The organism is Aquimarina megaterium XH134, from assembly GCF_000520975.1.
Lineage (GTDB): Bacteria > Bacteroidota > Bacteroidia > Flavobacteriales > Flavobacteriaceae > Aquimarina > Aquimarina megaterium.
In genome coordinates this window covers 1-5756 of the sequence record NZ_JACB01000101.1, presented here as the reverse complement: position 1 = coordinate 5756, position 5756 = coordinate 1, and the positions used below count along the sequence as shown (strand labels likewise).

Here is a 5756-nt window from a genome sequence, read left to right as displayed (position 1 = left end):
ATCTAAGGTATCATTATCGGTTAGTACTGGTAAACTACCACTATCTGGTACTGCAACTCCAGTATCAATACTCCAGTCTCCTGATGCATCTGTCGTTACGGTATAAGTAACCTCTGGAGTACCATCACCGTTTTCATCTACTGTAATCGTTAACGTTTCATTTGCTTCTCCGGTTCCGGTTAAAGTAGGTGTAATATCATTAGTCGTAAACGTATCTGCTGTAGGAGCAGTAGTGTCAATAGTTAAAGTCGCAGAATTAGAGGTAGTAGACGAACAAATGTAAGAACTATCTGTTATAATCACTTGATATACATATCCATCTTCAGTTGCAGTTGCTCCTGTTAATGTTAATATTGCAGTATCACTACCTGTATAAATATCTACGACATTGGCCGGGTCAATGGTGACAAAACCGCCACCACTTTGATCATCAACCTGCCATTGATATGCATAATAATTTATATCTGGTTCTACTTCAAATGTAACAGAACCTACTCCATTAGTTATTATATTAACTGGTTGTGTAGTTATAGTTGGTACCGCTCCGGCTTGTTGAAAATCAAACTGTGTATTATTTGTTGGTGCTATACCATCTGCATTCGCAGGAGTGGTATACGCTGCTGCCACCACTACTCCATTTGTATTTACTGTACCTGCTCCAACTGTTAATGGTTCTGCTGCAGTGTTAGAAGGATTATACACTCCGCCATCACCTCCATCAGCATTTGCATCGGCATAAGCTTCATTGGCATCGCTACAACCATCTCCATCACTATCTAGTGTTATATAATCCAGACTACCATTACTACCTGTATCTGTTGGAGTATTTCCTGCTCCGCCATTGGCAAAAGAAGGGACTCCGTTAGTAGCCATATTATTTGTATTGTTATTATCATCATTATGTCTACCTTCTTGTCCTACAGCGCCACTAAGAGTTCCCCCAGCTTCAATAACATCATAAATCCCATCGTTATCACTGTCTAAATCTAAATAGTCTCCAATGCTATCGTTATCTGTATCAATAATCCAACAAATAACTACTAATCCATTTCCTCCAGGGTTAGAAGCTAAAGTTCCCGCAGTTCCAACTCCAGCAATATACCCAGAATCATTTGTGTTAGGCGGTGTTGAAGTTCCATCCGGAGTGAATAATAGTTTAGAATTTATAGCTGAAGCAGCAACAAAACCACTTCCTCCATTTGCAGCGGCTATAGTATTACCACATGTTCCATATACACCCGAGTAATTAGGACTCAGAGTTGATGTTCGATTTCCTCCCTGATAACCACCTCCTCCTCCAGAGAAATGTGCAGTTGTTGGAGAAGGAGTACAACCTGTTCCTAAAATATTATCAGAAGAACCTCTCATAGAAGATTCTCCACCAGAACTTGGGCTATTACCATTATTCCCTATTGCTCCAATATCCGGAACTCCTCCACTATTTTCATATCCACCGCCACCGCCAGCAACGATTAATGCTCTAGCCATATCTGTTTCTAAAACACTCGTATTTCCAGTAAAAATACCCGATAATCCTCCACCTTGATCATGTCCGGAAACAGAGCCAAAACCATAAACTGCTAAAGGGCTGTTTTCATCCGGTCTTCCTGTCTGGTTTCCTCCACTTCCTACTATTACTGAAAATTGTGTACCTGGTATAACCACTGTATTATCGAAAGTTGCTTCCGTATACCCTCCTGCCCCTGCATAGCCACCTGAACCAACTATTTCATGGCCTCCACCGGCTCCCCAAGCTTTAACAATCATACCTATAGCATTTGCAGGTACAGTTACCACTTGATCACTTCCTATGTAAGTAAGTGTTGTACATTCTTGTTCAACTGTATCCAAAATTCCATCATTATCATTATCCAAATCAACACCATCCTGAACACCATCATTATCTGTATCGATGAAAGTAAAAGTAGTCACTGTAGGATCATCTGGATCATTATCTCCATCTGGATCTACATTAGTAGCGTTATCAGGATCATCTGAAGTATCTGTTTCTAAATTTCCATTAACATCTACACTATTTACTGTTGCGCTATTACTATAACTACCTGTATTAATATCTGCCTGAAGAAGTGTATATGTCCCTGTAAAAGTTGTATTATCGGTTGCCCCTGAAGCTAAACTCGCAATTGGAGTACCACTAACAGTTATCCCCGAATCTATAATTGTCACATTGGTTAATGTTGTTCCTCCAGTATTAGTTATTGTAAAGACATAAGTGATTGTATCACCTGCATCCATAACACCATTTGTATTTGTATCTACATAAGTGTCTATCTTTAAAAGTGAAATATCTATCCATTCTCTCCAGTTAGATTCTCCTCCCGGGCTATCAGTATTAGGAAAAGGATTGGTCGCTGTTTGACCGCCATTTGTAGGGTCTAAATTGGCATCATCTACATCAAAGTTATCATCCAAACCATCATTATCAGCATCTGATGCTGCTGGTACAGTATCTGCAATACCATCATCATTAGTATCATATGCTTCAATAGTATCACTTTCATTATCACCGTCTGAATCTAAATCCAGATAATCTGGTACCGTATCACTATTAGGAGTACCTGCATCTGTGTTTATTGGTATTAGCGGAAATCCTCCAGAATTTATATCATAACGATCATCAATACCATCTGAATCTGCATCGTTTAGTAAAGGGGCTAGATACCCTGTAGTTGTCTGTGCTTCAATATTATCTACTATTCCATCGTCATCTGCATCAATATCAAGATAATTATCATTACCAGAACCATCACTATTAGGAGTAGGAAGTGGTGTTCCCGTTGTAACCTCTCCTGCTCCACTACCACTATCTATATTATCAACAGTATCTGCTAATCCATCTCCATCTACATCAGTAGGTACTCCTGTACCGATAACACCATCATTATCTGGATCAGTCCCTCCTGCTTCTATAACATCTAGGATACCATCGTTATCACTATCCAAATCTAAATGGTTGGAAATACCATCTCCATCAAAATCAAATTGAGTTTCCACAGCTCCATCTACATTTCCAATTGTAAAATTATTATCATTATCATCAAGATATGCCGGTATGCCATCTCCATCAACATCCAAATTAGGTTCACCTGCTGCTCCTGATTCATCTATATCTAAAATACCATCATCATCATCATCAGGATCTCTGGCATCAGAAAGGCCATCTCCATCAGAATCTCTATCTCCAGATATTGTACTTATAAAAACTCCAGAATCTAATGTAGGATCACCTGTATCTGCAATTGCCATTTTAAATCGATACGTATTACCTGGCAGTAACCCAGAAAGTACTCCTGTTAATTGTTGTGTTATACCATTATATTCTGTAAATATTGTAAAAGGTCCAGGATTAGTATTACAGGCAGCAGCCGATGTGTCATGTCCATTATTAATATAAAAAGCAGAGTTTGTTAAATCTTCTGTAGCGGCATCATCATTACATCCTACAAATCCTGCATTTATCGTATTCACCGCAACAGGGCTTGTTGTTCCCGGCACTAAAGCTATATTCTGAGTACCAGTTATTCCGGGACCAGAAACAAAAAATCCAAAAATATCATTGAATACACTTCCCACATAATCTGGAAATTCATCAGATCCAAATTGATACACTACTTTTAAATCTGTAAATCCAGGTTCTAAAACTACATCAAATGAAAAGACAACCACGTCATGTACCGCAGTTGCATCTATTGCAGTAATATCCGGATCGCTATAAACACCACCAGGAGCAAGTGGTAGTGCATCAATACTTGCCTGCACTCCAGAATTATTAGGCCATGCCGCATTACCATTACTTCCAAATGCCTGAGTAGCACTACCAGTAGACATTAAAACCCCTCCATCTAAAGAAAGATTAGCTCCTGCTGTACCATTAGAAAATGTTGCTAATTGCGAAGCTCTGTTTCCATTTTCGAGAGTGGCATTAGATAATCCTACTCCATCACCATCTAATACACTTAACATAGCCGCATCGGTAGGGTTACCTACAAAAGTTGCCTGAGAATAGGAAAAATTACTTACTATCAAAAAAAGACCCAATACCAGTACGGTTCTTTTTTGATTGATGTTTTTGGTCTGAAAAAAAGTAAAAATTTTCATAGGCTAGTTATAGTAAATTGGTTGTGTTATTGTTTTGGAACGATTTAAAGGAATTAGTATAGTTGTTTTTAGAAATATCGTATATACCTATATCTAAGCAAGTCTTATGATTTTGAAGAAATAAAGATGTAGTTACCAAGGGTAATATGTTGTATATGTATAAAAAAGAAATTATTCTTTTTTTATCATGTAATAACTGAGTAAAATTCATCATATTTCTTTGTTTGGGGTATGAATTATGAAATAAAAAACTATAAAAATCCAACAATTATATTTGGGCAATATTAACTTTTTTTTTTGTTAAAAAAGCGAGAAATAGTGTCAAAAAGCCTCTTTTTATCGATAAAAAGCTATTTTATTTCGACGAATGGTTATTCTCTCTACTAGCAAAATATCTTGTAATTTTTGTTATTAAGACGTAAACATCTCTCTTTATGAAGGTTAGATTCCGAAAGAAATCTATGAGCACATTTATCACTAAAATTGGTAGTAATTTCCCCTGTTTTTCTCTGGGTATTATGATAGTTTTTATGCTCTATAAGAACCGAAGAAGTTTCTAAAAAGGAATATGCTATAAAAGAATATGTTCCCAATAAAATGGTAATTATTCCTGTTAAAAATAACGCTCTATAATTAGGTGAGTTATCAACTTGCTTTAGAATATAGCTCGTATAGATATTCTGAATAAAAGAAGATATATCTTTTGATATAAAAAAAAGGAACCTCATAATGGTGGTTTAGTTTAAATTATCGTTATTCAAATCCTTACAATTACTGGCTCGCCAAAAGTTTTATAATTGCTGGATTGTTTTTTATTTGTATTTAGTGTTGTTTATTCCTTATCTATTTTGATATTTTTTAGTGTGAATCACTATTCACTTACTCATTAAAAATTTATGTGTTTCTAATTTGGAAAGAAAACCATTGGAATGTAGTTATACAATTTTAACAATAGTGCCATTAAGCGTTAAAAAAGAAAGTACATCAGTAGATTATACAAGGAAATATATTTATCGAATGTAATTTTTTTATATACGCAACAATAATTTAAAAAATAATGACTTATACCATGTTTTTCTCAACATCATAAATTTATATATAAATCCTTAATTACAAATACATTAAAAACTCAAAATAAATATGGTTTTACCATAATTATAATCATGTAATTGGTTATTGATGTAAGAAAAAGATTAGATATGTAAGAAACTATAGTAGATGTCATTTCATTTACCCTTTGCATCTACTGAAACAAAATATTTCTATACAGTAAATTATAATGGTAAATAAATAGTATGATGTTATTTGATATGCTATGTAATTTTGGTTAAAAGAAACGAGGTGTTAGCATTCTATTGTACTTTTTGAAGAGTTCGAATCTGAGAAATACCTCATAACTCCCATCATTAAATTGACTCTGACCTAACTCTGTCGTTTCTCGATCATATGCAAAACCAATCATTAATGCATCTGAGATCTGAAACCCTATAGTACCACTTAAGGCAGCACTCCATCGATAAGCAGCTCCAAGTGTTAAACGATCATACAATAAAAAGTTAGCTGAAACATCTACCTGTAATGGAGCGCCAAATACCAGCTTACTCAAAACAGCTGGCTTAAACTTAACATCATCACTC

Annotated in this window: 3 protein-coding genes; all 3 read right to left on the bottom strand. The window is 35.5% G+C overall.

Annotated elements, in window-relative coordinates; translation table 11 throughout:
- A partial coding sequence (locus Z053_RS29515; protein ID WP_035097145.1) for a choice-of-anchor L domain-containing protein occupies window positions 1-4119 on the bottom strand: 4119 nt, incomplete at its 3' end.
- 383 nt (window positions 4120-4502) lie between these two features.
- Window positions 4503-4847, bottom strand: a complete 345-nt coding sequence (locus Z053_RS0127170) for a hypothetical protein (protein ID WP_025668122.1) — start codon at window positions 4845-4847, stop codon at window positions 4503-4505.
- A 599-nt stretch (window positions 4848-5446) separates the two neighbouring features.
- A partial coding sequence (locus tag Z053_RS29510; protein ID WP_035097139.1) for a type IX secretion system membrane protein PorP/SprF occupies window positions 5447-5756 on the bottom strand: 310 nt, incomplete at its 5' end.

Excerpts from the sequence above, each read along its gene's own strand:
- Z053_RS0127170 (WP_025668122.1), bottom strand. The coding sequence starts at position 4,847 with ATGAGGTTCCTTTTTTTTATATCAAAAGATATATCTTCTTTTATTCAG.